2 protein-coding genes and 3 pseudogenes are annotated in these 3,234 nt (G+C 63.1%); 4 read left to right on the top strand and 1 reads right to left on the bottom strand.

Going from position 1 to position 3,234, the window contains the following annotated elements:
- Positions 1-134: 134 nt before the first annotated feature.
- Together XpopCFBP1817_RS20235 and XpopCFBP1817_RS22330 are read left to right on the top strand one after the other, a co-directional pair.
- Positions 135-583, top strand: a pseudogene (locus XpopCFBP1817_RS20235) (ABC transporter permease); the annotation flags it as partial.
- Between the two features lie 357 nt (positions 584-940).
- Positions 941-1,213, top strand: coding sequence for a hypothetical protein (locus XpopCFBP1817_RS22330; protein WP_208619682.1), 273 nt, complete (start codon positions 941-943; stop codon positions 1,211-1,213).
- Here the strand turns inward: XpopCFBP1817_RS22330 and XpopCFBP1817_RS20230 are convergent.
- Positions 1,132-1,515 (bottom strand): annotated as a pseudogene (locus XpopCFBP1817_RS20230) (site-specific integrase); the annotation flags it as partial. The gene XpopCFBP1817_RS22330 and the pseudogene XpopCFBP1817_RS20230 sit on opposite strands and share 82 nt — an antisense overlap.
- Before the next feature lie 8 nt (positions 1,516-1,523).
- On the opposite strand from XpopCFBP1817_RS20230, the pseudogene XpopCFBP1817_RS20225 reads away from it, so the two are divergent.
- Together XpopCFBP1817_RS20225 and XpopCFBP1817_RS22325 are read left to right on the top strand one after the other, a co-directional pair.
- Positions 1,524-1,961 (top strand): annotated as a pseudogene (locus tag XpopCFBP1817_RS20225) (DNA-binding protein); the annotation flags it as partial.
- Positions 1,962-2,289: 328 nt separating this feature from the next.
- Positions 2,290-3,090, top strand: a complete 801-nt coding sequence (locus tag XpopCFBP1817_RS22325) for a cytochrome P450 (protein WP_244171279.1) — start codon at positions 2,290-2,292, stop codon at positions 3,088-3,090.
- The last annotated feature ends 144 nt before the right edge of the window (positions 3,091-3,234 follow it).

Raw genomic sequence — 3,234 nt, 5'->3', positions numbered from 1 at the left:
GCCATGCGCGCACTTGTTTCTACACGATCCGGGTGCAACCAGCTGATCTATCTCGGGAAAACGTGGGGAAACCTCAGCGCTTGGATACGTTTAACGAGAATTACCCTGTTGTTCGTCGCCCAGTCGACCTAATCTGCGTATTGGCACAGGGCTATGCGCTCGGCGTGGTGCTAATCGCGCTGGCCGCCTCCACACGTTGGGGCCGCGATGTGCTCGGCACGCTGACCGCCATGTTCACAACCCGCTGCCGGCCATCGCGCTGCTGCCGCTGGCCTTGTTGTGGTTCGGCCTGGGCACCGGCAGTCTGGTGTTCGTGCTGGTGCATTCGGTGCTATGGCCGCTGGCGCTGACCACCTACGCCAGCTTCCAGGCGGTGCCGGAGACGCTGCGCATGGCAGAGCGCAATTATGGGCTGCGTGGGCCGCGCTACGTCGCGCTGCTGCTGATTCCCGCCGCGCGGCCGGCGATCCTGTCCGGGTTGAAGATCGGCTGGGCCTGCGCCTGGCGCACCCTGATTGCCGCCGAGTTGGTGTTGAGGGTCGGCAGGGATTCGTGTAAAAAAAACAGCCAAATAATGAGCTAACTTGCTGTTGGGAAATAAGTTTTTGTAGATGCCTGCAGGCGCTCCAAAGGCCGCGCCTTAGTTCCGGCATAGGGGTTCAGCCGAAGCTCCACTTCGTCGGATCAGGGATTGTCTCCACGTCGCCCAGGTAATCGCCGAACCCTTTCACGTGGATCGAGCCGTCGCTTCTCGTCGACCGTCAGTCGTGGGTCAATGAGGGCGAGGTAACAGCCATTGACCAAGAGACGAACACGACACGCCAGCAGAGAAAGCAGGCAGTTCAATGCGGTCACGGACGAGCTGTTTGGTAGCGATAGCGCTTGTTCGGCGCGATCTCGATAGGGTTGACCTGGATTCCGGCACCGCAGCATTGCGGATGTGTCGGACGACGGCTGCAGGAACCTCGTCACCGGTGGAAAACTAGACCAGGCGCTGGAAAGATTTCAGCAGCAGGGCCAGGATCAAGCGGTGGGCTGGTTGCCGGGCGCTATCGGTGAGGACGAGCGGGCTGCGCTTGAATTGGGGTATGCGGTCCGTTCGATCGACGCCATCCAGCACCCTCAGGTCGTTGCAGGCCTTGGCAGCGCGGGCGTTTCCGGAAGACTGGCTTCGATGCGCTGGCGCGCGAACGGATCGGCCCCGTCGAGGTAGCGCATTGCCGAGTGCACGTCACACTAGCCGACGTATTCCATCAGACGCTTGATGTCCCAGCCGTTGGCGTTGGCCCAGCCGGCGAAGCCGCGCCGCAGCGAGTGCCCACTGTAAGGGTTCGGCGACGCCGAGCCGGCCTCACCGAAGATGCGCCGTAGCAGCGGCACCAGACTGTTGGGGTGCAAGGCAGTGTCGGCGACACCACCCCATTGGTCGATCGCACGGAACACCGGGCCGTCGGTCAACGCGGCCGCCGCGATCCAGCGCGACGTCGCGGCCACCGGGCACCAGCGCGACAGCGCCCCGGCGCCAAGTACAGGAACTGCAGGTTGCGCTACGGCAGGCCAACGATGCCTTGACCGCCAAGAACCACGACCTGATGCAGCTCAACCGCGACAATGGCCAGTGGCTGGAACGCCACACCCGCCTGGAGCGGGAACTGACGCAGGCACGCCAGCGAGCCGACGCCCAGCAACGCGAGCGCGACGCGCTGCACCTGGCGGCCGCCGAGCACCAAGGCCTGCAGGCGCGTTGGACCGACGATGTCCTAGCGCTGGAAAGCGTGCGCGCCGAACTCGCGGCGGCGCGGACCGACCTGGTCGAAGAGCGCCAGCGCCGGGAACACGCCGAGGCGGACACCTTGCGGGCAACGGTGCGCCTGAGCACGTTGGAACAGCTCCTGACGCAGCTGCGGCCACCGCGCCCCGTTGAGGCCATCTCAGCCGGTGCAACGCCGGCAAGCCGATGATCAGCCTGTTTGGGGAAGGCTCGGTCATCCTCCGTGTCAATGCCTTCGTTGTCCCAGCTGTGACTTCGGTGATGCGAAGCGAACCGGAGCGCTCCCCGCCAAACTTGCTTCTACAGTCACTGCAGGAAATCGACATGGGTCTATGCGCTTCAAAGCCGAGCGTTGCAGGCTCACCTGAGCGTTATACAACCCACACCACAGAGCAGGCCGCGCCATCTGAGTCGTCGCCGCTATCGCGCAGGGAGTCGACTTCTTCTTCGACCAGTGCACTGCGCGAGGCTTTGCCTTAATCCTGAGATTGTCCTGCTGCCATTCAAGGAATTTTGGCATGTGCCCAGAAAACGATCATTGCGACGTGATCGATGTTTCGGTCGCTCCCACGCAACTGGATTCTTTATCTTCCGCGATTCTGCAGCGGCCGGGGATGGCGCCGGTAGCGCTTCCCGGCAATGGAGTGACCTGGGCTGCAGGCCATCACGGCACGCTCGGACGGCTACTGGCCAACACCTCCGCCACCGCAGAAGAGGTTCAACAGACGCGCCAGCGCATTCCGGAGTTCTTCCATCGGCTGATCGCGCGCAAGCGGCGCGAGCCAGGCGACGATCTGGCCTCGGCGCTGATCGCCGGGCGCGACAACGGCGAACTGGTGTCCGATACCGAACTCATCGACATGCTGTTCATGGTGCTCTCCGCGGGTTTCGTGACTACCACCGGCGTCATCGGCAATGGCGTGCTGGCCTTGCTGACCCATCCGCAGCAATTGCACTTGGTGCGCAGCGGCCAGGTACCGTGGCCGCAAGCGATCGAGGAGATAGTGCGCTGGTGCAGCAGCGTGGCGAATTTTCCGTTCCGCTATGCCACGCAGGATATGGATATCGAAGGCTGCCCCGTGCGCCGCGGCTATGCCGTGCTGATGGCGTTCCATGCGGCCAATCGCGACGAGGAGGCCTTCGGTCCAGGCGCCGACAGGTTCGATGTCACTCGCCGCCATAACCCCCATCTGTCGTTCGGTCAGGGCCCCACTTCTGCCTGGGCGCTGCTCTGGCGCGCCTGGAACTGCGCTGCGCCTTTCCTGCGCTGTTTGAACGGTTGGATGACCTGGCGCTGGCCATCGCCGCCGAAGACGTGACCTACATACCGTCCTACGTCATTCGCTGCCCGCAACGCCTGCCGGTCACCTTTCGCCCTTCCATCGACTAGGGCCTGTTAACACTAATGGCCTGAGCGAGTAAACTATCGGGTATGGAGATCACACCAGAGCAATTTTCCCTAA

Source organism: Xanthomonas populi (assembly GCF_002940065.1).
Taxonomy (GTDB): Bacteria; Pseudomonadota; Gammaproteobacteria; order Xanthomonadales; family Xanthomonadaceae; genus Xanthomonas; species Xanthomonas populi.
Note: the sequence above shows the minus strand (reverse complement) of the source record. Positions and strands in the feature narration are given on the sequence as shown.